Below are 25,376 nucleotides of genomic sequence, written 5' to 3' on the forward strand. Positions count from 1 at the left end.
GCTGGCGGCCTTTCTACTTGCTACTAGTCGCGCGTGAGCTTGCGGTGAATACGATGCGGCTGGGCTGCGTCCTCGCCCAGGCGCTCGATGCGGTTGGCCTGGTAGGCCTCAAAGTTGCCCTCGAACCAATACCAGTTGCCCGGATTCTCGTCGGTGCCCTCCCACGCCAGAATGTGCGTGGCGACGCGGTCCAGGAACATACGGTCGTGGCTAATGACCACCGAGCAGCCCGGGAACTCGAGCAGCGCCGCCTCGAGCGAGGACAGCGTCTCGACATCGAGGTCGTTCGTGGGCTCGTCGAGGAGCAGCAGGTTGCCGCCCTGCTTGAGCGTGAGTGCCAGGTTCAGACGGTTGCGCTCGCCACCGGAGAGTACGCCAGCGCGCTTCTGCTGGTCCTGGCCCTTAAAGCCAAAGCTCGCCACATAAGCACGGCTCGGAACCTCGGTCTCGCCGACCATCATGTGGTCCAGGCCGTCCGAGACGACCTCCCACAGGTTCTTATCGGGGTCGATGCCGGAACGGTTCTGGTCGACATAGGAGATCTTGACGGTCTCGCCCACCTCGAGCTCGCCCGAAGTCAGCGGCTCCAGGCCAACGATAGTCTTGAAGAGCGTAGTCTTGCCCACGCCGTTGGGACCGATCACGCCCACGATGCCGTTGCGCGGCAGGGTGAACGATAGGTCATCGATGAGCACGCGACCATCGAACTCCTTGTGCAGATGATGGGCCTCGAGCACCTTGTTGCCCAGACGCGGGCCCACAGGGATGCGGATGTCGGTCCAGTCAAGCTTCTGGCTTGCGCGGGCCTCGGCCTCCATCTCCTCGTAGCGAGCCAGACGGGCCTTGTTCTTTGCCTGGCGAGCCTTGGGTGAGCTGCGTACCCACTCGAGCTCGGCCTCCATGCGCTTGGCGAGCTTGGCATCGCGGTTACCCTGAGCCTCGATACGGGCGGCCTTGGTCTCCAGATACGTGGAGTAGTTGCCCTTGTAGGGATAAAGGTGACCGCGGTCGACCTCGCAGATCCACTCGGCAACGTTATCCAAGAAGTAGCGATCGTGCGTGACGGCAAGCACCGCGCCCTGGTAGTTGTGCAGGAAGTGCTCGAGCCACAGGATCGACTCAGCGTCCAGGTGGTTCGTGGGCTCGTCGAGCAGCAGCAGGTCGGGAGCCTCGAGCAGCAGCTTGCACAGGGCCACGCGGCGGCGCTCGCCGCCGGAAAGCACGTTGACCGGCATGTCGGAATCGGGCAGTTGCAGGGCGTCCATGGCCTGGCCGAGCTTGGAATCGATATCCCAGCCGTCGGCGGCGTCGATCTCGTCCTGGAGCTTTCCCATCTCGGCCATGAGGGCGTCCATGTCGCAATCCGGGTCGCACATCTCCTCGCCGATCTTGTTGAAGCGATCGACCTTGGCAATCATATCGCCAAACGCCATGCGCACGTTCTCGATGACGGTCTTGTCATCGTCGAGCGGCGGCTCCTGCTGCAGGATGCCCACGGTGTAGCCAGGGGTAAGCCTGGCATCGCCGTTGGAGACCTCCTCGATACCGGCCATGATCTTGAGCAGGGTCGACTTACCCATGCCGTTGGGGCCCACGACGCCGATCTTGGCACCGGGGTAGAAGCTCAGGGTCACGTCGTCAAGAATCACCTTGTCGCCATGGGCCTTACGAGCCTGATACATCTGGTAGATAAACTCTGCCATTGTCCTATTTTACCTTTCTCACCTGCGAAAACGCTATCGTGTACATAAACAGTAGAAACGTTTTGTAGAAAAAAGTTCAAATGAACTTCTACAAAAAGAAGGGGATGCGGTTTCCCGCACCCCCATAATACAGGGCCGCATTGCCCTATAAATTCAGCCGAAGAGCCTTACGCTACTTCTCCGCATCCTTGCCCTGTTTCTTCTCTTCCTCAGTCTTGCGCTTCTTCGCAACTCTTTCGGCCTGTTTCTGCTCTTCCTCTTTTGTAAGGTTATCGGCAAACTCAGCGTAGCCCGTAAAGTATTCCCTCAACGCACTTTCTGCGGCAATGGAGAAATAGACTTCGAGGGCATCTACGATAGTTTTGTAGACATACTTGTAATCATCGAAAGCCTCTTCTTTAAGAGCGGTCTTAGCATTGTTATAAGCAATCAGATTTGCCCTAACGGTCTGTTCAACAGTCTTAGAGCGCGGCTTGTTGAAACTAAAGGCGCTCGATTCTTCAGAGTCAACAAACAGTGCTTTGCAAATTTCGCGATTGGTCTTGGTTAGTACTTCAGCCAAAGGACTGGGCTTAAAAACAAGCGGGACATTAGGGTGAGTCTTTTTAAGGCCTTCAAGAGCCTCAATAGCTTCTGCCTTGGCCTCTTTATCAATAAACTCGGCATATTTCTTATGAATCGTAGCTTGATACTTAATCTCTGGCTTTTTAGGCTTCTTTTCCTTTGCGACAGCCATAATTCGACCTTTCAAGCAAAATGACTAATCCTTACAGCAAATAATAGACTTGTTTCCGAATTAAGAGAACAGTAAAGGTCGTAAAACTCTAATCATGAAGCGAAGAAGGATTCTTGTCGAAGTGCAAGAAAATGCTAAACGCACTTACCAATAGTCCGAATAACAGAATTCGATTGAATATTTACTTAAATATATTTACGCTGCAACTAATGCCTAGGCTAACTGCAGACATGTAACCATTTTTAACCGCACTTCAATTCAATCGGTATCATTCTTTTAATGTCTGGAAGTTCATCTTGTATTGCATCTAGGAACAAGGCGTTTTCTAGCTTCTCATTGCTAATCATGGGCTTATCCCATTTACTACGAATTTCATCACCTAGAAGCCTGTGAACTTTGTCTATCTCTCTGCTGGTTGCCTTTGTTGCTTCTAGAGTGCCTTTATCACGCATTTGTATTGCGTAACGCTCTTGCTGTTTGGTGTCGAACTCTAGATTATCTAGAAGCCGCTCAGCCATTTGCTTACCTGTTACTGTTCCATTCCCTAGCAGGTTGTAAGCGTCTGTAATCACGGCTTCTTGCTTTGCGGCATTCAGCACTCTGTGCATACCATCACCCGTATACCAAAGGGCATAACACTTAGTTACATTCATAGATACCTCTATTCGTTTTTCGGAAATTCAATAATTGCTTTTGGTCGGTAAGTTGAGCGGGTGGACGGTATTTAATCAAACCCTTTTGGAGAATCCCGTAACACACCCCGCCCCTATTCTCTACCTATCTATAACTTCATCCGCATCCCTAATTACCAGATTGCTAAAGAGATAGACCGTTGCACCTTCTTCGCGTAACGCCCTAGCGCGTCCTGCGGACTGTTCTGTATTAGATTGGATGTTTTGAAGTTGTAGCTTACGCATCTCTTCATCCTCAAAGAGATATAGAGATTGCCGCACGCCGTTAAGCTCTATAACCTGATTCTGTCTCGTAAGTTCCTGCGGCGATTCATGGCAATCATCGTAGTAATCCTGATAGGCTTGTTGAGGCAAATCGGACTTACCCGCGATTATTAGCGATTTACCCTTAAAACAATCTAGACCGCTATTGTTTAGCAGGTGTATTTGATTCCCTTTGTTCTCAGCCACGTTGAATCCTTGGCTCTGCCAAAAATCAACTTCCTCTTTACTGCCCTTGAAGGTAATCAGAATTGATTTGTCTATTACTTCCTGCGGCAACTTTTCCTTTATGTACTGAGCAATTTTGGGAAAGTTGTCATTGTGCATCCCTCTAGCACCGCTAAGGCCGCAGAACTGCACAATCTTGCCCTTATTTTCTGCAAGCGGCGCTTCAATGACCTCAATCTCTACTCCGTAGTACATTTCAGTTCGCTTGCTTAAAGGCGTTGCCGTGAACACCCTAACGGGAATACCGTTTAACTTGGCATCGCCAATTAACGTACTTTTACGAACCATTCGCACACAGTTATTTCCAGCATTGTCTTTCGACAGCCTACCGTCTGTCTTGTAACACTCAAATAGACCGACTGCTATTGAGCTTGTTTGAGTTGACTGAATGTAACTATCTAACCGCTCTTCTACTTGCGGCGCTACTTTCTCTCGTAAGATGGTTAGGTCAATGGCTAAACCTTCGTCACGCTTTCTATCTTTAACATCATTGATGAAGTTAGTAAGTTCTTGAGATGTTTGTAGGTCTAGAAAGGGAATTGTCGTTGCTAGATTGGTAAGACCTAGTTTCGTCTCTTTGATTAAACTCGAATCAATCTCTTCGTCTACGATAATCAAATCCGCATCCAAGTTACTTAGATTTGTTAGCAGACTGTGAGTTAATAGAAACAGCCCCTTTTCATCGGGGCTGAACAACTTATCTATGAAGCCTTTTCTCTTGGCACTTCTTGTTTTTGCGGGTAGTCCTAATTGCAGATAGAGTAAATCAGATTGAGTTATCTCTTTTTGCGGACAACGATGAATCAGTGCTATCTGATTAAAGGTTGCCTTGTTAAATAAGCGCGTCTCGACCTCTTCTAGATTTGAATGCTTGGGTGCCGCATAAATCACCTTGGTCTTTTCAAGTTCAACCTTAGTAAGAAGAGAGTTGATTATTCGTTCGGTCTTTCCCGAAGCTGTTTGTGACTTAAGAATCTTAATACCAGCTTCTCTATCATCTAGAAACTGCGGTACATGTTCGTCCATCCACTTATCTAAGTTCTCTAAGGGAACCTTGCTTAGATTGGGAACTATTGGAATATCTATGTTTTGAGAAAGAAACTCTGGGATTGTTTGCGATACGCCTAAAGGCCCTTTGACAATCGGACAAGGCTTTAGACTGCTATCTCTGAATTTCTGCCTAATCTGTCCTTCATCGCAGGTATGACCTTCATACGTCTCGGGAACGAAGAACTTTAAAACATCCTGAAGGACAAACCTATTCTTGTCGCTGTATCTAAGGAATCGAAGGTTGCTGAATAGTGCAAGGCGTTCGTTGTAATCGAGGTAATCGCCCTTAGTCCATCTATCCCATAACTTACAACGGCCCTGAAGTTTGCGGTACCATCCCTCATTGACCAGCACGGCATCAGGCGTTGGCATATCCGCATACTCAGGTATGAAGTTCTTCTTTTGCTTCATTGCCTTATTCGGCTCAGTACCAGAGGAAACCTTATCTAAGGCCATAATGCGCCCAATTAAGGCCATTTCAAGTGGTTCTTGGTTAACTACTTCATAGCCCAGCTTGCCCCCGTACCAGAGCCTTGAGCAGTCTTTTGTGGCTCTATCAGGGCTGAATTTTCCAAACAGACCTAGGAGCGCTTTGTAGACGCATTCGTATTCACGTGGGCTGATTTGACGCTTTAGACACCAGACAATGCGGTAATTCCATCTATCCTTATACGTTCCGTTTTTAGACCCAAAATCGCCGTTTTGCACCTGTCTACTTAATAGATTACTTATAAGTACACAGGTGGAATCCGCACTTTTTGCTTCTTTTTTCAGAGTTTCGGGATTCATTGAAAAGCTCGGATACCAGAATGAAACAGGTAGACCAACGTTCGCCGCGTATTCTATTACGTTGTATGGACTTGTCTCGACCTTATCAAAATCAAGCGCTATCAGCTGTGCGCCCCGAGCGTCTTTCTTCTTGAACGTGCCATTATTCAAATCGTAGATACCAGCACGCCAACAATGCCCAGTGCCGCAAAGTCTAGCTATATCTTCAATTGATAAATCGTCTTGTCGATAGTTCTCTTTCCTTTGATACGGACTGGGATTGATTGGCTTTTTACTAAGTGCATCTACCGAATAGCAGAACAGCACTAGTCGTAAATGCCGTTTAAGATTTTCTGCTTATGAGTATTCAGACGTTCAATTTCCATGCGGCCTAAACGCTCAACTCTTGAATCGTATTGCTTGCGATATTCACCATTAGGTTTAAGAATCCAGTAAAGACCCGTCCCTGCGGCCCTATCTTTGAACTCAATTACGTTAGTTACTCTATCGTCTACAGCTAATTCAATTAGACCTGTGAGCGTTAAACCCTTTCCATAAGCATCGCAGTAATCTTCCCAGAGCTTTTTCTTTTCCTCAGAAATACGAATGGTTACTTTCGTATCTTTTGCCATAACAGTCTCCTTTCAATAGAAATGATTTCCTCTATCTCTATTTGAAAAAAAGACTGTACGAATTACAGATTTTTGCCCACGTTTTAGAAAAATGTTCTAACGCTTTAGCACCGTCTCAGCAGCATACTTTTTGATACAGCGCATTGAGACACTAAGAGAACGTTAAAATACCTGCTAATAAAATTCTCAAAACTCGTCTCTTTATTTAGTATCTCAATATTCTATAATTTGAATTATTGAGACGTTATCCAGACGGGAGATTAGCAAAATGAAATTTGGATACGCTAGAGTTTCCACTATCGAGCAGAATCTTGATAGGCAGATTGAAGCCTTACACAAGGCAGGCGTTGAGGACAAGAACATCTTTTGCGATAAAATCTCAGGAGCAAAAGCAGAGCGTCCAGCTCTAGACGATATGCTCTCGCGACTCCGCAAAGGTGATACTGTCGTTATCCTATCTTTCGATAGGTTGGCACGTTCCACTAAGCAGCTTCTCGATTTGTCTAACAGATTTGAGGTTGAGGGCGTAAACCTCTACTCAATCAAGGAACAGATTGATACCTCTACGCCGCAAGGTCGTTTTTTCTTTACCGTTAGTGCCGCTGTAGCGCAATTCCAGCGTGAAATAATCAGGGAAACCCAGCGCGAGGGTTATGAGGCTGCTAAGGCAGCAGGTAAGAAGATGGGTAGGCCCAAGGCAAGCAATGCCGCAAAGGAGCGTGCGGTAGAGCTTTATCGCAAAGGCGAAATGTCCATTGCAGAAATCTGTGCGGCTGTCGGTTTGAGTAGGGCCACTGTCTATAGGGCTATTGAGGCATCTAGGGAAAACTAGACCTCTATGGCTATTGAATATATTTGAATAGATTCCTAGCGTAATCATCTGTCCACAGTTGTTCGCGAAACCTGTCTCTTACCTCAATTCGCTCTTTATCTTGAGTATTCAACAGTTGATAGGCGTAAGTAAGGCACTCCGTTGCCCACTCCCTATCGCCTAGACAATTGGATTCATCGAAGAAATTTGGCATATACTCTGGAATCTCTAAGAGCAGGAACGTAAAGGCTGGAACGATAACTAAATGGAAGAACTCTACGTAGGATTCTCCTTCAATTCTGTCTAGAATCCGATTCCAAAAAAAGAATTGCGGCCCTAAGTAGTTTTCTACATCGTTTAGAAGTAGACCTTTATCAATTTCAATAAGCGTCTCCGCTTCTACGACACACAGCAAATCACCTGTGCTTGGCTCCTGTCCTCCATCCCTGTTCATTTGCTTTTGAAGCCTGTTTAACTCTATGTAAGCACCCTCTTCAGCCGAAAATAGCATCTCAGGGTTAAACTTTTCTTCTAATGAAATCTTATTTTTCATGTACTCCTTGTATTGAATTACCTTAGATTGGTAATCCCAAAGCTCACTCAGCTGCATTAGAAATCACTATCCTGTTTTTCCGCAAACAGATTACCCAAGTTCTGAATATTAATCTGCTTGGCCTGTTCATCATCGCTTGCGTAGATGTTCAGCGTCATTGCCGCATCTTTATGACCAAGGATAGATGCTAACGATTTAATATCCATCTTGCTTTTAACGCCAAGGGTAGCGAAAGTGTGCCGAAGGCCATGAAACGTAATTGGTTTTCCCAAGACGCTATCTAGCTTATTGCGGCTTGACCATTTTTGAAAAGCACTGCCCAAATACCTAGGATTTCTCCAATGACAAACATAGTCCTTTTCGTTTGGTCTACTCTGTCTTTGCTCAGCTATCAGAGCATCTCTAAGCTGCGGCATCATTGGTACTGTTCTTTTTGAATAGGTCTTTGTATCGCCTTCAACTACTACATTTTTGCCTTCTTTATCTTTAATCTGCTTCTCTGCTTTAGTGATATAGATATTGTTTGTCGCTAGATTAATATCATTCCACCTTAAAGCACATACCTCACCAGCACGCAAACCACCGTATAGCGCAAGGCAGATAGGAATATAGAGGTTATTATTCCTAGCGCCTATTATCTCGCCACCGTCAATTAGCGAATAGAGCTTATTAAGACCTTCGCTATCGAGATAAGCGATTTTATGCTTACTAGTATTTCTTGGCATAATCAAACCAGCTCTAGCATCTTTAACTATCTTGCCTTGATGAAATGCGGATTTATACGCTTTGTTGAAAATTGCGTAGAAGCCCTGAACTGAACTCATGGCATATCGTTTTGCTAAAGCATTAATCCAATTTTGTAAGGTTTCAGACGTAATCTCATAGAAGCTCTCTTCTCCTATGTAGGGGAATATCGCATATTCGCCTTGTCTGATATTTCTTTGGTAAGTGACCGTGTCAATTTGCCCAAGAGCATATTGACCTTCAACGTAATCACGAATGGCCTTCTCAACCGTGGTGTATTGAATGTCTCGCTTACTTAGCTCTTCCTCATAATCGCGCCATTCGTTCACTAGTTTCTTAGCGTCTCGATTGTATTTGGTATTGAACGTCTTGTATTTCTTTTTGGCCTTACCCTCTTCATCTTTGTAAAGAAGGTAGCCACGCCATCCTTTTGAAGTCTTTTTATCAATACCGCAAGACGTGTAGAACATTTCCGAGGCCTCTTCTCCCTCTGATTTCTTTCTCTTCCATTTTAACAAGAGTAGAAAATTTAGTAGAAAAAATTACCTGCGGAAATGTCTGAAGGCAAAATTTTTAAGCTATCTACCTGCGTTTTTATATAGGCATCATCTGGTAGATAAACTCCGCCATTTGCCTGTTTTATCCTTTCTACCTGCTGTTTCCCTATTCTTGATTCGCCTTAGTGGAAACGAAATGAGGGAACCAGCTCTGAAACGTAACGAAAAAGGGGCATGGTTGCCCACACCCCCTAATACTACCTGGGAAAAGTCCCCCGGAACATACTATGAACTGCGTACGCTAGTTTTCCGCAACCTTAACGAGCGGCTCGCTGCGATTTGCGCCACAACAGATACGAGTAGACGTAGACGGCTCCAACCGAACCAAACGCCAGAGCCGCAATCACCGCGGCGACGACTTCACTCGAAAGCACGCTGCCTGCCACGCCCATCACAATCAGGCCAATACCCAGCACCATAAAGCAGGCGCCGCCAAAACGCTGCGTACGGCGCCAGTTCTCGGGATCGGCAAGCGCCCAGGGTGTCTTGATACCGAGCGTATAGTTCTGCTTCACACGCGGCAAGTAGTTGCCTACGCCGATGAACAGCAAACCGACAACACCGGAAATCAGCACGTTAACCGAACCGACCGCCGGCACCACGCCCCAGACCGTAAGCTCTCCCAGCCAGCTTATGGCGCACATGAACAAGGTGAAGGCGATTACGAAGCCCTGGTAGAACTTACCCGAGGTTCGATATGCCTCACCTTTGGGGTCGATGCGCGGCACCACGCAGAACATTGCGAGAAGCGCCAGAGGCAGCACGCCGAGCGCGGAGGCCATCCAGCTAGGACCCCAACCGTCGACGGCGCCGTTCGCGCCCCAGTGCGTGGGAATCTGCGCAGGCAAGCTCGGCATCACCATGAGATGCGCTACGACATTGGCGACGCACAGAGCGACCAGCGCAATCCACACGCGCGACGATACCCCCGTGGGGTGAATGCCCTTGTTTTCGTTATTCATCCTTATCACCTTCAGTGTTTGTAAAGCCCATAAACCAGCCTATTAAATCCTGCATGACGGTGGTGTTTAAGCTGTATACGATGTTTTGGCCATGGCGCTCGTCGGTCACCAACCCGGCATTTTTGAGCGTCGCCAAGTGATGGCTTAGCGACGGCTTACTGATATCGAAATGCTCGGCAAGCTCCCCCGCCGTGCAATTGCCCTCGCGCAGCAACTCCAAAATGCGCCGTCGCGTTGGATCGGCAAGCGCCTTAAAACCCTCTCCCGGCATAAGACCTCCTCTCATCATCTCTCATGACGCGCACACTATACTCGATATTTAGATGTTTGTCTAACTATCTAATCTCAATGCTTCAAACCACATCAAAGTAAGCGCCGTCGCAACCTATGGGCGATTACCTATAATGGCAATAGCTAAAACACGATTCGCTTCCCCATCGGAGGATGTCTATGACCGAAACCGCTGCCGCAGCCGCCAACGAGACACGCGACACCAAGCTCGAGATCATCATGGGCCGCGAGGCACTCGATAAGCTCGCCGATGCTACGGTGCTGGTGCTCGGCTGCGGAGGCGTGGGCTCCAACTGCTGCGAGGCACTCGCCCGCGGCGGCATCGGTCATTTCATCATTCTGGATAAGGACATCATCGCGCCCAGCAATATCAATCGCCAGGCCATCGCCTTTCACAGCACTGTCGGCAAGCGCAAGGTTGACGTGATGGAAACCATGATCCACGACATCAATCCCGCCGCCACCGTCATCAAGCGAACTGAATACTTGCTGAGCGACAACATCGATGATTTCTTCGCGAGCGTTTTGGAGCAGATGGACGGCAAGCTCGACTACGTCGTCGACGCCATCGACACCATCTCGGCCAAGCTCACCATTGCCAAATATGCTCAGGACCGCGGCATTCGTTTGGTTAGCTCCATGGGCGGGGCCAACAAACTCCATCCCGAGTGCCTCCGCTTTGCCGACATTTTCGATACGGTACGTGACCCCATGAGCCGCATTATGCGCAAAGAATGTAAGAAGCGCGGAATCAAGAGCCTGTACGTGTTGTTTAGCTGCGAGGAATCGGTTAAGACACAGCCCCGCGACCCTTCCAACATCCACGAGCGTACCGAGTTGGGCACCGCCAGCTTTATGCCGCCCATCATGGGTCAGATGATTGCCGGCGAGGTTATCCGCCAGATCAGCGGGCGCGGCACCGAGCGCGTGCGCGCCGATGGCCAGCGCTTGGACTAGCAGGATGCCCTGCGATGGAACCGCGATTCTTTGACACGCATTGTCACCTTGATTTGATGCTCAACCCCGATGCTGCAGCCAGTGAGTCAGCGGCATCGGGTCTGGGGCTCTTTGACTGCGGGGTCGATCCACGCGACTTCGCGGCAGCAAAAAAGCGGGCCAGCCGATACCCAAACATTATCGCGGGCGCCGGCCTCCATCCCTGGTGGCTCGCCGACGGACGATGCGGTGCCGCCGAAATCAATCTGCTTTGCAAGGTCGCCGCACAAGAGCGCTTTATCGGCGAGGTGGGACTCGACTTTTCCGCGCGCTTTGCCGGAAGCGAGCCGCTACAAATACAGGCATTTGACCGGCTCTGCGATACACTCGCGCAGCATCCTCTTACCGGGCGAGTGATATCAATTCACACCGTTCGTTCGGCAGGAACCGTACTGGACGTCCTTGAGTCATATGGATTACTCACCCCAAGTCCCAACTCCCCCGCCATCATCTTCCACTGGTTTAGCGGCACCTCGAACGAGTTCGTCCGTGCGCGAAACGCAGGCTGCTATTTTTCCGTGAACGAGCGGATGCTCGCTACCAAGCGCGGTCGTGAATACGCCCGACAGATCCCACTCGACCGCCTGCTGCTCGAGACTGATGCGCCAGCCCAGCCGCAAGCAGATACAAGCGCACAGCAGCTCATCACATCGTTGAAAAGCGTCTCCCGGCACATCGCCGAACTTAAAAACCGCTCCGTGGAGAGCGTCGAATCGATCGTTTTAGGAAATTCGCACTCCATATTTGACTTCCACTGACCCCGGTGGGCAAAAAACATCAAATATGAGTACTGTTGCAAAGCTAGTATCATTATTTAGCGACAAAACAACACCCCGTTAATGTACAGTCGTTCATTAACGGGGTGTTTTAGTATGTCTTAAGCCGTAAAAAACAAGCTTAAATCGCCCCCGGGCGCTCAACTAGGGCCTCAAAGGCTTAATTTTGCTGTTACTAAAATAGTGACAGTACTCATATTTGGCATTTTTTGCCCACAGGGTCCCGAGAAGACAACGATTCGACTTCCCGGGACTGCTCACCTATTCGGAAATCGGCGCTCCATGGCCCCAGGAGCCTTCCATGCCGCATACAGTCGAGGCAAACCCCGCCGCAAAGTCGAGCGCGCGCTCAATGGCATTAGCGTCATCGTTGCCACGCTTGACAGCATCGAGATAGCACATCAGGAACGAAGTCAGGAATGAGTCGCCCGCACCCATGGTGTCCTTCATATCCGTTACCGGCTTAGCCAGTTGGCGGTAATAACGATCGCCATCATAGGCAATGCAGCCCTCAGCGCCAGCCGTTGCCGATACGAAACGCGGACCTAGGCTCCTCACCCATGCCAGACGCTCGCGAATCTCATCCTCACTCGCGGCGTCTGCTGCGCTAAAGAACGCGAAGTCAACGTAGGGAGCAATCTGCTCGTAGTACTCGTCGGTCGAATCGTCCGAGAAGTCAAACGAAACCGTGACGCCCGCGGCCTTCAACTTGGGAAGTTCGCGCTCGGTAAAGCAATAGTTGCCCGAGTGGACTACGTCGAACTGCTTCATGTACGCAAGGTCAAAGCGATCGAGCACATAGCGAGCATCACCACGGATGCCACCCTCATTGGAGCCAAGGAAAACACGGTCGCCGTTAACGACGGTCACGCGCGCAGCACCATTCTCACCGATGAGCTGCTTGCATTTGGCAAGTTCAACGTCCTCATCTTCAAGACTCGCAATCACGTGCTCGGCAGCAGCGTCATTACCAAAGATGCCCATATACGCGGAGCGCGCGGCACCGCATTTCTTGGCATACACGGCAAAGTTCACCGCATTGCCACCCGGATACATCGTGCGAATATGCTCGTAGCGGTCGACGACGTTGTCGCCAAACCCCAGTGCGCTCACGTTAAATGCCATAGCGCGCCCCTCTCTTATGCCAACGGAACCACTGTTGTGACAGCAGTACCGCCCAGGATCTACGCGAGTTCCAGTAGCTCCGGCAGCTGGTCGATAATCTTGTCCGCGGCATCCTGGCTAAAGCCAAAGCGCTCCTCGCGCTTGGCAATGACTGTCAGGCCGGCTCGCTTGCCGGCAGTGATGCCAGGCACCGAATCCTCAACGCAGCAGCAGCGATTCGCGGGCAGCCCCAGCAGGTCCAGCGCATGCAGGTAGATGTCGGGCTCGGGCTTGCTCTCCTTAAACTGCTCGCCGCTCACCACATACTCAAAGGCATCCGACAGCCCGCATGCGTTGAGCACTTCCTCGATGCTATCCATGGGAGACGAGCTGGCAAGCGCCACGCGAACGCCGCGGCGCGGCAGCTCTCGAATCGTATCCACGGCGCCTGGGTTAATCAAAGCCTGATAGTCGCGCGGGCGCTTATGCGCCCACTCGTCCCAACGGGCCAACGCTTCCTCGCCAGTGAAATGCCCCCTACCGGCGCGCTCAAACCAATCGACCAGCATATGCAGGAAGAACTGATGTGAGGTGCCAACCTGCCCGTTTAGCTCCTCTTGGGTTAGATTCAGCCCAAGCTCCTTGGCAAACGCGGCGGTCTCCCCCAGGTAGTAATACTCGGTATCGACGATGACGCCATCCATGTCAAAGATAACGGCGTCGAACGGAAATGCGGACACGGCACCCTCCCTAACAAAAAGGCGCCCGCAAGCGGACGCCCGAACCATGCACTATCGGCGATTCTAACCCAGCAGCTGGTCAAGTGCCACCGCAATGCCATCTTCGTTGTTGTTGGCGGTCACCATCTGCGCCACAGCCTTGACCTCGTCGACGGCGTTACCCATGGCAACACCGGTACCCGCCCACTCAATCATGGACTTGTCATTCTGGCCGTCGCCAAACGAAACGACCTCGCTGGCATCGATGCCGAGCTTGGGCAGGGCACCCTCGAGCGCGTGGGCCTTGTCGATACCGGGCGCCGTGTACTCAAAGTACCAGTCGGCCGTAAACATGCCCGAAAGCGTCTGCTTAAAGGGCGCATACATCTCCTCGTAATGCGCCTGCAGGTAGGCTGGATCGCCCGCCGTCAGCAGCTTATCCACGGGATAAGTGTCCACGACCTCATGCAAGCTCTCGACCTCACGGATCTTAAGGTCGCACGCATCGCGCTCGTATTTGACGATGTTTTTCTGCGAGCCATCCGGCAGCGTAATCATACAGCGGTACGAATCCTCAACATGCAGATTGCGACCAAGCGAGATCATGGGGATCACATCATAGTTTTGCAGGTGATCAATCAGGCGATGCAATTCGTCGGCAGGCATAGCCTGATCGAACAGCACCTCATCGGTCTGAGCGTCGACCACATGCGCGCCGTTAAAGGCCACCAGTAAACCATCATGGTTCTGAAGGTCGAGCTCCTGCGCCAAGGCGTGCAGCCCCCATGCGGGACGGCCCGAAGCCAAGATGAGCTTAATGCCCAACTCCTGCGCCGCGAGCAGCGTCTCGCGCGTACGCGGGCTGATGACCTTTTGGTCGTTGGTGAGCGTACCGTCGATATCCATTGCGATGGCTTTGATTGCCATATATGCCTCCCCGTCATTGAACAACCTTGTCTGAGCCATCATACAGAACACCCACGGCGGCGCTGTTTGCAACGGGAAAAATGTCATATTGTCCCAAACATGAACGGCGCGCCTTCGACGATTGCGATGCCCGTCGAGGCGCCTCCCGATACATTCCATCCTATCCAAATAGCAAGGGGCCCGTATCCCAACGGATACGGGCCCCTTTCAGCCATAAGCCAACTCAGCCGTAAAGACTACTTGCGATGAGCGCGATAGAACTCGATGAGCGCCTGGGTCGAAGCGTCCTGCTCGGCCTTGGCGGCGTCGTCGTGGAAGGCCGGGGTGATCTGCTTGGCAAGCTGCTTGCCCAGCTCGACGCCCCACTGGTCGTAGGAGTCGATGCCCCAGACCGTGCCCTCGACAAACGTAATGTGCTCGTACAGGGCGATGAGCTCGCCAAGCGCGAACGGGGTCAGCGTGTCACCGAAGATCGAGGTCGTCGGGCGGTTGCCCTCAAAGCAACGAGCCGGGACGATCTGTTCGGGCGTGCCCTCGGCACGAACCTCGTCGGCTGTCTTGCCAAAGGCGAGTGCCTTGGTCTGGGCCAGGAAGTTGCCCAGGAACAGCTCGTGCACGTCCTGGCCGCTGTCGGTCGCAGGGTTGGCGGTATTGGCGAAGGCGATGAAATCGGCCGGAACCACCACGGTGCCCTGGTGCAGCAGCTGGTAGAAGGCGTGCTGGCCGTTGGTGCCGGGCTCGCCCCAGAAGATCTCACCGGTGTCGGAGGTCACGGCGCTGCCGTCCCAGCGGACATGCTTGCCGTTGGACTCCATGGTGAGCTGCTGCAGGTAGGCCGGGAAACGATGCAGGTACTGGCAGTACGGCAGCACGGCGTGGCTCTTGGAACCGAAGAAGTTGACGTACCAGACGTTGAGCAGACCCATCAGCGCGACGGCGTTGTTCTCGAGCGGCGTGTTGCAGAAGTACTCGTCGATGGCGTGGAAGCCCTCGAGGAACTGCTGGAAGCGCTCGGGGCCGAGCACGACGATCAGCGACAGACCCACGGCGGAGTCGACGGAATAGCGGCCGCCGACCCAGTTCCAAAAACCGAAGGCGTTGGCGGGGTCGATACCGAAGGCCTCGACCTTTTCGAGCGCGGTGGAAACGGCAACGAAGTGCTTTGCCACGGCCTCGGCGTTCTGCTCATCGGAGCCATCGATGGCGCCCTGAGCCTTGAGCTGCTCGAGCATCCAGGTCTTGACCTCGCGGGCGTTGGTGAGGGTCTCGAGCGTGGTGAAGGTCTTGGAGACGATAATCACGAGCGTGGTCTCGGGATCCAGACCCTTGAGCTTCTCGGCCTGGTCGTTGGGATCGATGTTGGAGATATAGCGGCAATCGATACCGGCGTCGGCATAGGGACGCAGGGCCTCGTAAGCCATGACCGGGCCCAGATCGGAGCCGCCGATGCCGATGGACACCAGGTGCTCGATCTTTTTGCCGGTAACGCCCTTCCACTCACCGGAGCGCACGCGCTCGGCGAAGGCATACATGCGATCGAGGACCTCGTGCACGTCGGCGACGACGTCCTGGCCGTCGACGATAAGCTGGCCCTTCTCGCTTGCCGGACGGCGCAGCGCGGTATGCAGGACGGCGCGGTCCTCGGTGGTGTTGATGTGCTCGCCGGAGAACATGGCGTCGCGGCGCTCCTCGAGCTTCACCTCGCGGGCAAGATCGCACAGCAGCTTGACGGTCTCATCGGTCACCAGGTTCTTGGACAGGTCGAAGTGCAGGTCACCGGCGTCAAAGCTCAGCTTGTTCACGCGCTCGGCATCGGCGGCGAACCAGGCCTTGAGGTCGATACCCTCGGCCTCGAGCTTCTCCTGATGGGCCTCGAGCGCCTTCCAAGCGGCAGTCGACGTAGCATCGATAGGTGCGGCAACAGTTGCCATAGAGTCCTCCTCAGCATACGGGCACACGCCTCCATGCGCCCGGACATTCAGATGCCACTATTCTAGCGCAGGTCAAGACTATAATCAGCGAGCGTTGCCAATCGGCCCCCAAACGGCAACCGACCAAAAAGGGACAGGTTTATTTTGGCAGGTCAAACGCTTTACCAATCAAAAATGACCTATCCCTTTATGGCAAATATTAGGCCGCGGCGCAGACGCTACCGAGTAACTCACGCAGAGGAGACCCGATGCCCTCCAGCAGTTCGGGCGCGATGATGGCGAAAACGGGAACCTCGCCGGCACCCACAACGGCGGGCACTTTTCCCTCGGAGACGATGCATCCATAAGGCACAAAGCCGTCCTCACCGGCATCGAGCGCCTCCATACGACGGGCGAGCTCGCGCGCAAAGCCGGCCGTATCGGCATCGCCGATCGCCAGGACAAAGTCCACGCCTTCGTCGGTCGCCAAGGCCACGGCTTCGTCGATCAGCTCGTCTCCCCCGTCGCCCCCGACCAAACCGCAGCGGAAAAGCACGCGCTCGAGCAGGGCGCGATCGAGCGAGCCCAGCGCCGCCGAAACGAGCTCATCACGCGTGTGCTTGTCGCCTCCCAGCACGACCAGTGCCTTGGTGCCGCCATAGTGGGCAACCAATCGCCCGCACCAGCGAGCCACATCCCCATCCGCAACCAAGCGCGTCGGCATACCAAACCCATAGTTGACCATTATCCCCACAACCCTTCCGTGCGTATAGGCGGTATCAATCGTTAGGCTCATGCTACGAAGCGAGGTTTTCCGAGCTGTTTCGCGCTCTTTAGAGCTGCGTTAAAAACCCGATGCAACCGCACGACCATACCTGCCAAAAAGGGGCAGGTTTTGACGGTGTCCGGTCGAGCAGGTATTATCGAACAGGTATTCGATAAGAACATGTGTTTGATGGGAGGGCGCGTGGGGCACGAGCGTCACACCTATATCTGCATCGACCTTAAGACGTTTTACGCCAGTGTCGAGTGCGTCGACCGCGGACTCGACCCACTCACTACGTGCCTGGTCGTTGCCGACGAATCGCGCGGGCGCACGACCATCTGCCTCGCCATCACACAGGCTATGAAGGACCTCGGGATACACAACCGCTGCCGTCTGTTCGAGATTCCCGACGGCATCGACTGCATCAAGGCCGTACCGCGCATGCAGCACTACATGGAGGTGTCGGCGAAAATCTACGGCATCTATCTGGAATACGTGAGTCCGCAAGACATTCACGTCTACTCCATCGACGAATGCTTTATCGACGTGACGCCCTATCTGGACCTTTATCACACCGATGCCGAAGGGTTCGCCTGCATGTTGCGCGACGAGGTCTTGGGGCGCACCGGCATCACGGCGACGGTCGGTATCGGCCCCAACCTATTCCAGGCCAAGGTGGCGCTCGACATCACCGCCAAGCACGTAGCCAGCCGCATTGGCGTACTCGACGACGAGATCTTTCGCAAGGAGATCTGGCCCCATCGCCCCATCACCGACATCTGGGGCATCGGCCCCGGCGTGGCGGCCCGTCTCGAGAAATACGGCGTCTACGACCTGATGGGCGTCGCCGCACTCGACGAGAACCTGCTCTACGACGAACTCGGCGTCAACGCCGAATATCTCATCGACCACGCCTTCGGGCGCGAGCCGACAACCATCGCCGATATCCAAGCCTATCGCCCGCAAGCGACCTCGACCACCACAGGACAGGTGCTCTCGAAGGGCTATGCCTACGAGCAGGCCTACACCGTCTTGCGCGAAATGGTCGACAACGCCGTGTTGGATCTAGTCGATAAGCACGTGGTCTGCGACAGCATCTCGCTCTTTGTGGGCTACGCGAGCGAGCGCGCCGACATACGCCGGCTCAACGCCAGCGGCACGGCGCAGTATATAGACGGCTGCGGACACTTGCGCTCGAGCACCTCGGGCATCGAGCCCGCAGCGACCGACGGCCCCGAGCTCGCGCCCCGTGCTCCCAAGCCCGTCCAGCGCGATGACGAAAGGCGTCGCCTGGTGCGCGAAGCGCAGGCAATCGATGGCATCTTTGTGGGAGAGCATGGCGGCAAACCGCGTGGTGGCTATGCCGCACTCTTTGCGCACTCCAACGCCTCGCGAAAGCTGCCCGAGCGCACTAATTCGTTTAAGAAAATCATGGGGTATTTCGATGACCTTTGGGCACAAACGGTCGATCCCAAACGACCGGTCAAGCGCATCAACCTGGGATTTGGCAATCTTGTGCCCGAGGAATTTGCCACCATCGATCTGTTCAGCGATATCGAGGCCGATGAGCGCGAGCGCGACCTGGCGCGCGCCGTCCTGGCCGTGAAAGGCAAGTACGGCAAGAACGCGCTCGTCAAGGGATTAAGCTTTACCGCCGGCGCCACCGCGCGCGAACGCAACGGCCAAGTTGGAGGACATCGTGCCTAAACCCAAGCAGCAGCCCGTGCGCCCGCCGACCGCCTTCGAGCGCCTGGCGGACCCCGAGGGCAGACGCCGCGCCGCCGACCCCAACCTCACTGCCAACGGTGCCGTGCGCGCCAACCGCGCCGCACAGTTTATGCCCTTTGCCGCCCTCACGGGATACTACGAACTCGTGCGCAAGCAGGAAATCACCGTCGAGTCAAAACGTGAGCTCACGGAAGAAAAAGCCCTCGTACTTTCTAAAAAGCTCGAGGGTCTCAAACGTGGCGACTTGGTTCGTGTCACCTATTACGATACATACGGCTATCGCAGCCGCACCGGCATCCTCGACGAGGCGCTCCCCGCCTTCAAGCTCCTCAAGCTCCGAGACATCGCCATCGACTTCGACGACATCCAAGACATCGAACTGCGCGGACGAGCCTAGCCAAGGAAGCGCATCCAGGGCGGCGCTTACAGCGTCATGACGTAGTAGCCCGCGTCTTTCACGGCCGTCTCGAGGACACCACGATCAACCGGCTGCTTAGAGCGCACGCGTGCCGTGTGGTCCGCATACGTCACCGTTGCCCACACGCCATCCAGCGCATTGAGGGCATTGGCTACGTTCTGAGCGCAGCCGTCACAGTTCATGCCGCCGATGAGCAGCTCATCGCTATAGGGATAGTGTGACGCATCGGTATCCACCACAACAACCTTTTTGGCCTTCTTGCCGCTCGTACCATCGCTGCAGCAACTCTTCCCGTGTGTCGAAGCGGCAATGCGACGCAGTCCAAAAAACATGCCGACGGCAATGACGGCCAGCACGATGAGATTCGCAGGGTTGAGCAAGTCACTCATGCGCTCCCCTTTCAAGTAGCACTATCTAGATACCCCCATGGGGTGCCCCCATCTTAACCCAAAATCATGTCTGTTCGGTCAATTAGTTTCCCTCTTCAAACTTTTTTGTTGACCATGGCTTACTTTCGTGTATAAGTTTTCCTAGGCTAACAGTTTAGATCCGTAAGGAGCGCCGTGACTCGAACCATAGACATCCCAACGTTTCAGGCGGCAGTCGTGCGCAACTGCTCTCCCACGCTCGCGGGCATCAAGCCGGCATCGCTCTTTACCTATCCAGGCACCTACGCCCACGGGGACGGCTCGACCACAACCGAAACCATTGCAGAACGCCGAGCACGCCTGCTCAACGTTATCGCCCAGTGCAATCGCGAGCTTGACCCGCTCGGCATCCACCTGAGTGTTTTGGTCTGGCGGCCCTGCGGAGCGCTCGTGTACGCGTACCGAGCCAAAAGCCTCGCCACCTATTTCGCAGACCCTCGCGTCCAAACGGCGCTCACCTCGGAAGGCTACGACACGAGAGACCTTTCGGCATGCCTTGTGCATTTGGCATCACGCATCACGCTCGCGAGCAATAACGTCGCGGAATGCGCCTGCAGCCAGACTCGATGCGCACTACCCCAGCAAGCTAGCTGCAGCAAAGACTGCACCTGCGAGTTTCCGCACGAAATAGGCTACTTCCTTGGATATCCCTACGACGACGTGCACGAATTTATCGTCCAGCGCGGCGAGAACTACAAGGTCTTTGGGGCCTGGAAGGTCTACGCAAATGTCGAGCAGGCGCTTGCGACGTTTGATGCCTACCGTGCCTGCACCCAATACTTCACTTTTATCTATCAGCAGGGCTGCAGCCTGGCGCAACTTGCCCAGGCAACCCGATAGAACGTACAAGCCGCGGCAAGCGCCGCACGACCGAAAGGACAAAACATGAGCAAGATCGCCGTCGTCTACTGGAGCGGCACGGGCAATACCGAGGCCATGGCAAACCTCGTCGCCGAAAGCGCCACGTCCGCGGGGGCCGAGACTGAGGTCATCCCCTGCGCCGACTTCTCTGCCGACAAGGCCGCCGAATATGATGCCTTCGCCTTCGGCTGCCCCGCCATGGGCTCCGAGGAGCTTGAGTATGACGAGTTTCAGCCCATGTGGGACGAGGTCAAGGAGACCCTCGGCGACAAGAAGGTCGTCCTCTTTGGCTCCTATTCGTGGGCCGAGGGCGAGTGGATGGACAACTGGAAGGCCGACGCCGACGAGGCCGGCGTCAACGTCGTGGACTCCGTCATTTGCTACGATGCGCCCGACGATGAGGGCGAGGTGGCCTGCAAGGCCCTCGGAGCCGAGCTCGCGTAACGAAACCAGGCCTCCAAAAGAGCCTGTATCACAGCGCATCCCCATCCCTACAAAAGAGCGGGGGCTGGATTCAAGTCCAGCCCCCGCTCTTTTGTAACGGCAGTTACATCAACCGGCTACGAGATATTTCCCAAGAACGCCTTGGTGCGCTCGCTCTTGGGGTGGTCGAAGACCTCGCTCGGCGTACCCTCTTCCACAATGACGCCGCCGTCCATAAAGACGACGCGGTCGGCGACATCGCGGGCAAAGCCCATCTCGTGCGTCACGACGATCATGGTCATGCCGTCGCGTGCCAGGTCGCGCATGACACCCAGGACGTCGCGCACGAGCTCGGGGTCGAGCGCCGAGGTGGCCTCGTCAAAGAGCATGACGTGCGGGTTCATCGACAGGGCGCGGGCGATGGCAACGCGCTGCTGCTGACCGCCCGAGAGCTGGCTCGGCATAAAGTCGATACGCTCGGCAAGACCGACCTTGGTCAGCTCCTCGACGGCAATTTTCTCGGCCTCTTCCTTGCTGCGCTTGAGCACCTTCTGCTGCGCGAGCATGACGTTCTTTTTGACTGAGAGGTGCGGGAACAAATTGAACTGCTGGAACACCATACCCAGATGCGTGCGCACCTTGTTAAGATCGACGCCCTTGGCGCACACGTCCACACCCTCAACGACAATCGAGCCACTCGTGGGATGCTCAAGACGGTTGATGCAGCGAAGCATCGTCGACTTACCCGAGCCCGAGGGACCCAGAACTACGACAACCTCGCCCTTGTGCACATCCAGATCGATATCGCGCAGGACCACGTTATCGCCAAAGGCCTTCTGGAGGTTCTTGATGCTGACGACGACCTCGTTCGAGTTATTGGTTTCGCTCATGATAGGACCTCCTTACAGACCGGCGATGTGATCGGCGGGCGTCGCGACGACCTGTCCGGCGCTCTTGGCGGGACGCTTCTTCTTAGTTTCGGCCGTGCCCAAAAGCCTCGCCTCAAGGCCGCTCACCAAGCGAGCGAGCGGCAGGGTGATGACCAGATAGAACAGGGCGGCAACCACGTACGGTGTAATAGAGCCCGTCGTGGCCACGATGGTGCGGGCGTTCATGACGATCTCGACCACGCCCACGGCCGCGAGCAGCGACGTATCCTTGTAAAGCAGGATGAACTCACTGGTCAACGTTGGCAGGACATTGCGGAACGTCTGCGGAATCATAACGTAGAGCAGTGTCTGGAAGGCGTTCATGCCCAGCGAGCGCGCAGCCTCGTTCTGGCCCTTGGGGATCGACTGAATACCGGCACGGAAGATCTCGCACAGGTAGGCGGACGAGTTCATGGCCATGACGATGACGCCCAGCACATAGTCGTCAACCTTGACGCCGGCCAGCGGCAGGCCAAAGAACGCGATGTAGATCTGCAGGAACGCCGGCGTACCGCGAATGATATTCACATAGATACCGGCAAGGCAACGCAGGATGCGCGACTTGGAGATGCGCATGAGCGACAGGGCGAAACCGAAGGGAATTGCCAGCGGAAACGCCACGAGCACGATCGAGAGCGACATGAGGAAGCCTTTGAAGACGATCGGCAGGCTCTGGACCAAAATGACCGGGTTCAGGAACAGGCGAAGGAACATGTTGGAATTCCATGCCTCGATCCACGGCTGCTCCTTAAGGTCGGCCAGGAAGTTATCGAATGCCGTCACGCCCTTGATCTCCACCGACGGAATCTTGGAGATCTTCTTGGTCGAGCCGTCAGCCAAGATGTAGGTTCCGCTAAAGGCCTCGTCGCCGCCCTCGACGGGGAACGTCACGCCGTAAACCTCGACACGGAAAAAGCCGCCGGCAGGCGCCGTCTCGCCAAAGTCGATCTTGAGCGTCTGGCCATCGGCCTTGCACGTGGGCTTCATGGGCGTACGGTCCATGAGGTCCTCGCCCGAGAGCATCGTCAATCGCGTGTCATCGGTACCAAACGTCGCGCCGTCGACAAACGTCAGCGAAAGACCGCTCAGCTCCTCGTCGGTATCGGCCTGAACTTCCCAGGTAATGCGCGTCTCGGTGCCGCCGACCACAGCGCTGCCCGAACCGGTGTTGGGTCGGGCGGTAATCTTTGCGGTCTCAAGCGCCTGGGCGGTCGTGGGCGCATATGCCCCCGCGCACACCAGCGCGAGCGCCACGGCCATGACGCAGGCTAGCTTTTGGAGCAAGGCGGACAGTGAAAAACGCTGCTCCGTGGCCCCTTTGTTCAATCGAGACAAGGTGGCTCCTATCGTAGAAGTTGCCGGCAAAACAAGACGGAAACGCGGTCCGTCGAGAGAAGCGCAAAGGCCCTCTCCGCAAAACGGAAAGGGCCCGCACGCAATCAAGCATTAATTTACTTGATGCTGTACTTAGCCATGAGGGCGTCAACGGTACCGTCGTCGGTCAGGTCCTTGATGGCCTGGTTGATGTCGTCCTTGAGCTTGGTGTTGCCCTGGTTGATGGCGATGGCGTACTCCTCGCCGGTGCTGATCTGCTTGATGGTCTGGCAGGTGTTGAACTGCTCGGCGGTCAGCTGGCTGGCAACGGAGCGGTTGGTGACTACGGCGTCACCCTTATCGGACTGCAAGGCGCTGAAGCACTCGGTAGCATCCTTGTAGGGGACGATCTTGGCCTTGGGGAAGTTCTCCTGGGCAAAGGCCTCGGCGGTCGAGCCAGACTGGACGATGATGGTAGCGTCGGCGTTGTTGAGCTTCTCGCTGTAGTTGTCAGCCGTGATGTCGGCGTTATCGACCTTGGTCACGATGGCCTGATCGTCCATGTAGTAGGAATCAGAGAAAGTGACTTCCTTCTCACGCTCGGGCGTGTCGGTGATAGCCGCGATGGAAACATCATACTTGGCGCCCGAAGCGACGCCCGGAACCAGCGTGTCAAAGTCATTGTTGACATACTCGACATCCAGGCCCAGCTTGTCGCCGATAGCCTTGATGAGCTCAAGGTCAAAGCCCTGATAATCGCCGTTGTCATCCTTGTACTCAAACGGAGCGTACTCGGCAGAGGTGCCGACGGTGAGCGTACCGTCCTTGACGAGTGCATACTCCTTGGAGCCGTCGACCTTCTCGACCTTCGCGTTGTCAGAGCTGCTGGAACCGGCATCGGAACCAGAGGTGGCGTTGGACGAACCACAGCCCGTCAGTGCAAGAGCGAGCGCCATGGCGCCCGTGGCTGCAAACGCGCCAAGCTTCTTGAGCTTCATAATCAGTCTCCTTCCAGTGACCCCGTTTGATTCAGAGGTCTGCAAAAACTGTTGGCTATTATGCACCCGGAATTACGAATCTGCAATGAGAAAACTGATTGAAACAAACCCATAACGTGAATGGAATACTCCACTTAGCAACAGTCATTACTGCTGCAATGACCTTAACAGTTTGATTTCAGCTGCATAACCTGCAAGTTCGTTCGGCGTCTCCAAAATAAATGGAAGTGCACGCAAGCGGCTATTCGATACAATATTCTGCATAACCTGCATACCGCCGCCAAACTCTTCACTACCCAGGTAGCCCTTGCCGATGCACTCGTGGCGATCCTTATGGGCGCCGCAGGGGTTCTTGGAGTCATTGATATGCACGGCGCGCAAGCGCTCGATACCCACCACGCGGTCGAACTCGTCGAGTACGCCGTCCAGGTCATGGATGATGTCGTAGCCAGCATCGCTCACATGGCAGGTGTCCAAACAAACGCCCAGCTTATCGGACAGCTCCGGGCACTTGGCGGCAACGCCCTCGATAATGCGCGCCAGCTCTTCAAAGCTACGGCCCACCTCGGTGCCCTTGCCCGCCATGGTCTCAAGCAATACCGTCGTCTGCTGTCCCTCAAACATCACCTGGCACAGCGTGTCGACAATCATCTGAATGCCGGCGTCTGCCCCCTGTCCCACATGCGCACCGGGATGGAAGTTGTAGTAGTTGCCGGGCAGTGCTTCCAGACGCTGCAAATCTTCCGCCATAGCCTCCAAGGCAAACTCCCGCGCCCGCTCCTTAGCGGAGCAGGGGTTATAGGTATACGGGGCATGCGCCACTAGCGGTCCAAAGTCGTTTTGCGCCATAAGCTCGCGCAGAGCCGCCACGTCATCCATGTCAAGGTCTTTTGCCTTGCCACCGCGCGGGTTGCGCGTAAAGAACGCAAAGGTATTGGCACCAATGGACAACGCCGTCTCCCCCATTGCCCGATAGCCCTTCGTCGTCGAAAGATGACACCCGATCGTTAGCATCTCCAACTCCCCCTCATCAGTTGCGGTGAAATACGGTCTATTGGTGCCTTATTTTGGCGCAAACAGACCGTATTCCA

General features: G+C 54.3%; 26 protein-coding genes. 7 read left to right on the forward strand and 19 right to left on the reverse strand.

Annotation, left to right across the window (positions count from 1 at the left end; translation table 11 throughout):
- Positions 1 to 23: 23 nt before the first annotated feature.
- The 5 genes from ettA to DW151_RS00920 form a co-directional block, all read right to left on the reverse strand.
- Positions 24 to 1,703, reverse strand: a complete 1,680-nt coding sequence (ettA, locus tag DW151_RS00900) for an energy-dependent translational throttle protein EttA (RefSeq protein WP_055251458.1) — start codon at positions 1,701 to 1,703, stop codon at positions 24 to 26.
- A gap of 172 nt (positions 1,704 to 1,875) precedes the next feature.
- Entirely contained in the window at positions 1,876 to 2,439 is a 564-nt protein-coding gene (locus tag DW151_RS00905) for a hypothetical protein (protein ID WP_118334040.1), read from the reverse strand.
- A 242-nt stretch (positions 2,440 to 2,681) separates the two neighbouring features.
- Positions 2,682 to 3,092, reverse strand: a complete 411-nt coding sequence (locus DW151_RS00910) for a hypothetical protein (protein ID WP_117855817.1) — start codon at positions 3,090 to 3,092, stop codon at positions 2,682 to 2,684.
- A 120-nt stretch (positions 3,093 to 3,212) separates the two neighbouring features.
- On the reverse strand, positions 3,213 to 5,765 hold the full coding sequence (locus tag DW151_RS00915; RefSeq protein WP_147351744.1) for a hypothetical protein: 2,553 nt from the start codon (positions 5,763 to 5,765) through the stop codon (positions 3,213 to 3,215).
- A complete protein-coding gene (locus tag DW151_RS00920) occupies positions 5,765 to 6,070 on the reverse strand; it encodes a hypothetical protein (protein ID WP_118334043.1) in 306 nt (101 codons plus the stop codon). Before DW151_RS00920 ends, DW151_RS00915 begins: the two co-directional genes overlap by 1 nt.
- Before the next feature lie 268 nt (positions 6,071 to 6,338).
- Here DW151_RS00920 and DW151_RS00925 point away from each other — a divergent pair, with 268 nt between their 5' ends.
- Complete coding sequence (locus tag DW151_RS00925; protein WP_118334045.1) at positions 6,339 to 6,902, forward strand: recombinase family protein; 564 nt, start codon at positions 6,339 to 6,341, stop codon at positions 6,900 to 6,902.
- A 10-nt stretch (positions 6,903 to 6,912) separates the two neighbouring features.
- Here the strand turns inward: DW151_RS00925 and DW151_RS00930 are convergent, their stop codons facing one another.
- From DW151_RS00930 to DW151_RS00945, 4 genes are all read right to left on the reverse strand, one after another.
- Positions 6,913 to 7,434 carry a hypothetical protein gene (locus DW151_RS00930; RefSeq protein ID WP_147345496.1) on the reverse strand — a complete coding sequence of 174 codons (522 nt, stop codon included), beginning with the start codon at positions 7,432 to 7,434 and terminating at the stop codon, positions 6,913 to 6,915.
- Positions 7,435 to 7,490: 56 nt separating this feature from the next.
- Complete coding sequence (locus tag DW151_RS00935) at positions 7,491 to 8,648, reverse strand: site-specific integrase (protein ID WP_118334046.1); 1,158 nt, start codon at positions 8,646 to 8,648, stop codon at positions 7,491 to 7,493.
- A gap of 344 nt (positions 8,649 to 8,992) precedes the next feature.
- Positions 8,993 to 9,697, reverse strand: a complete 705-nt coding sequence (locus tag DW151_RS00940) for an SdpI family protein (protein WP_117745883.1) — start codon at positions 9,695 to 9,697, stop codon at positions 8,993 to 8,995.
- Positions 9,690 to 9,968 (reverse strand): autorepressor SdpR family transcription factor, encoded by a 279-nt coding sequence (locus DW151_RS00945; protein WP_022094448.1) that lies wholly within the window; start codon positions 9,966 to 9,968, stop codon positions 9,690 to 9,692. The genes DW151_RS00940 and DW151_RS00945 overlap by 8 nt, the downstream gene beginning before the upstream one ends.
- A 179-nt stretch (positions 9,969 to 10,147) precedes the next feature.
- Between DW151_RS00945 and DW151_RS00950 the strand changes: the two genes are divergently transcribed.
- Together DW151_RS00950 and DW151_RS00955 are read left to right on the forward strand one after the other, a co-directional pair.
- A complete protein-coding gene (locus DW151_RS00950; protein ID WP_118334048.1) occupies positions 10,148 to 10,945 on the forward strand; it encodes a ThiF family adenylyltransferase in 798 nt (265 codons plus the stop codon).
- A gap of 14 nt (positions 10,946 to 10,959) precedes the next feature.
- Positions 10,960 to 11,742 carry a TatD family hydrolase gene (locus DW151_RS00955; protein WP_118334050.1) on the forward strand — a complete coding sequence of 261 codons (783 nt, stop codon included), beginning with the start codon at positions 10,960 to 10,962 and terminating at the stop codon, positions 11,740 to 11,742.
- A 279-nt stretch (positions 11,743 to 12,021) separates the two neighbouring features.
- On the opposite strand, the gene DW151_RS00960 is transcribed toward DW151_RS00955, so the two are convergent.
- The 5 genes from DW151_RS00960 to DW151_RS00980 all read right to left on the reverse strand — a co-directional run bounded on the left by DW151_RS00960 (position 12,022) and on the right by DW151_RS00980 (position 17,165).
- Positions 12,022 to 12,885 carry a PfkB family carbohydrate kinase gene (locus tag DW151_RS00960; protein ID WP_118334051.1) on the reverse strand — a complete coding sequence of 288 codons (864 nt, stop codon included), beginning with the start codon at positions 12,883 to 12,885 and terminating at the stop codon, positions 12,022 to 12,024.
- 59 nt (positions 12,886 to 12,944) lie between these two features.
- The gene (locus DW151_RS00965; protein WP_370448013.1) at positions 12,945 to 13,604 is read right to left on the reverse strand and encodes an HAD family hydrolase; all 660 of its coding nucleotides are present in this window, start codon (positions 13,602 to 13,604) and stop codon (positions 12,945 to 12,947) included.
- Between the two features lie 63 nt (positions 13,605 to 13,667).
- Positions 13,668 to 14,510, reverse strand: coding sequence for a Cof-type HAD-IIB family hydrolase (locus tag DW151_RS00970; protein WP_199579868.1), 843 nt, complete (start codon positions 14,508 to 14,510; stop codon positions 13,668 to 13,670).
- Between the two features lie 236 nt (positions 14,511 to 14,746).
- On the reverse strand, positions 14,747 to 16,441 hold the full coding sequence (gene pgi, locus DW151_RS00975) for a glucose-6-phosphate isomerase (protein ID WP_117564424.1): 1,695 nt from the start codon (positions 16,439 to 16,441) through the stop codon (positions 14,747 to 14,749).
- Between the two features lie 199 nt (positions 16,442 to 16,640).
- Positions 16,641 to 17,165 carry an iron-containing alcohol dehydrogenase gene (locus tag DW151_RS00980; RefSeq protein WP_158551583.1) on the reverse strand — a complete coding sequence of 175 codons (525 nt, stop codon included), beginning with the start codon at positions 17,163 to 17,165 and terminating at the stop codon, positions 16,641 to 16,643.
- Between the two features lie 201 nt (positions 17,166 to 17,366).
- On the opposite strand from DW151_RS00980, the gene DW151_RS00985 reads away from it, so the two are divergent.
- Together DW151_RS00985 and DW151_RS00990 are read left to right on the forward strand one after the other, a co-directional pair.
- A complete protein-coding gene (locus tag DW151_RS00985; RefSeq protein WP_370448014.1) occupies positions 17,367 to 18,893 on the forward strand; it encodes a DNA repair protein in 1,527 nt (508 codons plus the stop codon).
- Entirely contained in the window at positions 18,886 to 19,311 is a 426-nt protein-coding gene (locus DW151_RS00990) for a hypothetical protein (protein WP_233503836.1), read from the forward strand. The genes DW151_RS00985 and DW151_RS00990 overlap by 8 nt, the downstream gene beginning before the upstream one ends.
- A 26-nt stretch (positions 19,312 to 19,337) precedes the next feature.
- Here DW151_RS00990 and DW151_RS00995 read toward each other — a convergent pair whose 3' ends face one another.
- Entirely contained in the window at positions 19,338 to 19,721 is a 384-nt protein-coding gene (locus tag DW151_RS00995) for a heavy-metal-associated domain-containing protein (protein ID WP_117583897.1), read from the reverse strand.
- Between the two features lie 174 nt (positions 19,722 to 19,895).
- On the opposite strand from DW151_RS00995, the gene DW151_RS01000 reads away from it, so the two are divergent.
- Positions 19,896 to 20,600 (forward strand): DUF3793 family protein, encoded by a 705-nt coding sequence (locus DW151_RS01000; RefSeq protein WP_118334057.1) that lies wholly within the window; start codon positions 19,896 to 19,898, stop codon positions 20,598 to 20,600.
- Positions 20,601 to 20,645: 45 nt separating this feature from the next.
- Complete coding sequence (locus DW151_RS01005) at positions 20,646 to 21,065, forward strand: flavodoxin (RefSeq protein WP_118334059.1); 420 nt, start codon at positions 20,646 to 20,648, stop codon at positions 21,063 to 21,065.
- A gap of 116 nt (positions 21,066 to 21,181) precedes the next feature.
- Here the strand turns inward: DW151_RS01005 and DW151_RS01010 are convergent, their stop codons facing one another.
- The 4 genes from DW151_RS01010 to DW151_RS01025 all read right to left on the reverse strand — a co-directional run bounded on the left by DW151_RS01010 (position 21,182) and on the right by DW151_RS01025 (position 25,299).
- Positions 21,182 to 21,934, reverse strand: coding sequence for an amino acid ABC transporter ATP-binding protein (locus tag DW151_RS01010; RefSeq protein WP_055251428.1), 753 nt, complete (start codon positions 21,932 to 21,934; stop codon positions 21,182 to 21,184).
- 12 nt (positions 21,935 to 21,946) lie between these two features.
- Positions 21,947 to 23,308 carry an amino acid ABC transporter permease gene (locus DW151_RS01015; protein ID WP_233543275.1) on the reverse strand — a complete coding sequence of 454 codons (1,362 nt, stop codon included), beginning with the start codon at positions 23,306 to 23,308 and terminating at the stop codon, positions 21,947 to 21,949.
- A 116-nt stretch (positions 23,309 to 23,424) separates the two neighbouring features.
- Positions 23,425 to 24,285, reverse strand: coding sequence for an ABC transporter substrate-binding protein (locus tag DW151_RS01020; protein WP_118334060.1), 861 nt, complete (start codon positions 24,283 to 24,285; stop codon positions 23,425 to 23,427).
- Positions 24,286 to 24,432: 147 nt separating this feature from the next.
- Positions 24,433 to 25,299, reverse strand: a complete 867-nt coding sequence (locus tag DW151_RS01025) for a deoxyribonuclease IV (protein ID WP_117637465.1) — start codon at positions 25,297 to 25,299, stop codon at positions 24,433 to 24,435.
- Positions 25,300 to 25,376 lie beyond the last annotated feature (77 nt).

Source organism: Collinsella sp. AM13-34 (assembly GCF_003473055.1).
Classification (GTDB): domain Bacteria; phylum Actinomycetota; class Coriobacteriia; order Coriobacteriales; family Coriobacteriaceae; genus Collinsella.

Excerpts from the sequence above, each read along its gene's own strand:
- DW151_RS00945 (WP_022094448.1), bottom strand. The coding sequence starts at position 9,968 with ATGCCGGGAGAGGGTTTTAAGGCGCTTGCCGATCCAACGCGACGGCGC.
- DW151_RS01010 (WP_055251428.1), bottom strand. The coding sequence starts at position 21,934 with ATGAGCGAAACCAATAACTCGAACGAGGTCGTCGTCAGCATCAAGAAC.
- ettA (WP_055251458.1), bottom strand. The coding sequence starts at position 1,703 with ATGGCAGAGTTTATCTACCAGATGTATCAGGCTCGTAAGGCCCATGGC.
- DW151_RS00995 (WP_117583897.1), bottom strand. The coding sequence starts at position 19,721 with ATGAGTGACTTGCTCAACCCTGCGAATCTCATCGTGCTGGCCGTCATT.
- DW151_RS01005 (WP_118334059.1), top strand. The coding sequence starts at position 20,646 with ATGAGCAAGATCGCCGTCGTCTACTGGAGCGGCACGGGCAATACCGAG.
- DW151_RS00905 (WP_118334040.1), bottom strand. The coding sequence starts at position 2,439 with ATGGCTGTCGCAAAGGAAAAGAAGCCTAAAAAGCCAGAGATTAAGTAT.
- DW151_RS00910 (WP_117855817.1), bottom strand. The coding sequence starts at position 3,092 with ATGAATGTAACTAAGTGTTATGCCCTTTGGTATACGGGTGATGGTATG.
- DW151_RS00985 (WP_370448014.1), top strand. The coding sequence starts at position 17,367 with ATGTGTTTGATGGGAGGGCGCGTGGGGCACGAGCGTCACACCTATATC.
- DW151_RS00935 (WP_118334046.1), bottom strand. The coding sequence starts at position 8,648 with ATGTTCTACACGTCTTGCGGTATTGATAAAAAGACTTCAAAAGGATGG.
- DW151_RS00920 (WP_118334043.1), bottom strand. The coding sequence starts at position 6,070 with ATGGCAAAAGATACGAAAGTAACCATTCGTATTTCTGAGGAAAAGAAA.
- DW151_RS00955 (WP_118334050.1), top strand. The coding sequence starts at position 10,960 with ATGGAACCGCGATTCTTTGACACGCATTGTCACCTTGATTTGATGCTC.
- DW151_RS01020 (WP_118334060.1), bottom strand. The coding sequence starts at position 24,285 with ATGAAGCTCAAGAAGCTTGGCGCGTTTGCAGCCACGGGCGCCATGGCG.
- DW151_RS00950 (WP_118334048.1), top strand. The coding sequence starts at position 10,148 with ATGACCGAAACCGCTGCCGCAGCCGCCAACGAGACACGCGACACCAAG.
- DW151_RS00970 (WP_199579868.1), bottom strand. The coding sequence starts at position 14,510 with ATGGCAATCAAAGCCATCGCAATGGATATCGACGGTACGCTCACCAAC.
- DW151_RS00930 (WP_147345496.1), bottom strand. The coding sequence starts at position 7,434 with ATGAAAAATAAGATTTCATTAGAAGAAAAGTTTAACCCTGAGATGCTA.
- DW151_RS00925 (WP_118334045.1), top strand. The coding sequence starts at position 6,339 with ATGAAATTTGGATACGCTAGAGTTTCCACTATCGAGCAGAATCTTGAT.
- DW151_RS01025 (WP_117637465.1), bottom strand. The coding sequence starts at position 25,299 with ATGCTAACGATCGGGTGTCATCTTTCGACGACGAAGGGCTATCGGGCA.
- DW151_RS00960 (WP_118334051.1), bottom strand. The coding sequence starts at position 12,885 with ATGGCATTTAACGTGAGCGCACTGGGGTTTGGCGACAACGTCGTCGAC.
- DW151_RS00940 (WP_117745883.1), bottom strand. The coding sequence starts at position 9,697 with ATGAATAACGAAAACAAGGGCATTCACCCCACGGGGGTATCGTCGCGC.
- DW151_RS00980 (WP_158551583.1), bottom strand. The coding sequence starts at position 17,165 with ATGGTCAACTATGGGTTTGGTATGCCGACGCGCTTGGTTGCGGATGGG.
- pgi (WP_117564424.1), bottom strand. The coding sequence starts at position 16,441 with ATGGCAACTGTTGCCGCACCTATCGATGCTACGTCGACTGCCGCTTGG.